The sequence below is a fragment of the Verrucosispora sp. ts21 genome (assembly GCF_002879555.1).
GTDB lineage: Bacteria > Actinomycetota > Actinomycetes > Mycobacteriales > Micromonosporaceae > Micromonospora > Micromonospora gifhornensis.
Genome location: NZ_PNOZ01000202.1, coordinates 1 through 388, shown reverse-complemented (window position 1 = coordinate 388; position 388 = coordinate 1). Strand labels below are relative to the sequence as shown.

The 388-nt window shown below is 44.3% G+C and carries 1 rRNA gene; it reads left to right on the top strand.

The annotated features are described in order from the left end of the window. Positions 1 to 388 (top strand): 16S ribosomal RNA (locus C1A38_RS30505); the annotation flags it as partial.

The window sequence follows — 388 nt, the reverse complement described above, 5'->3', positions numbered from 1 at the left end:
AATTATTGGGCGTAAAGCGTCCGTAGGTTTTTTGCTAAGTCTGGAGTTAAATGCTGAAGCTCAACTTCAGTCCGCTTTGGATACTGGCAAAATAGAATTATAAAGAGGTTAGCGGAATTCCTAGTGAAGCGGTGGAATGCGTAGATATTAGGAAGAACACCAATAGGCGAAGGCAGCTAACTGGTTATATATTGACACTAAGGGACGAAAGCGTGGGGAGCAAACAGGATTAGATACCCTGGTAGTCCACGCCGTAAACGATGATCATTAGTTGGTGGAATAATTTCACTAACGCAGCTAACGCGTTAAATGATCCGCCTGAATAGTATGCTCGCAAGAGTGAAACTTAAAGGAATTGACGGGAACCCGCACAAGCGGTGGAGCATGT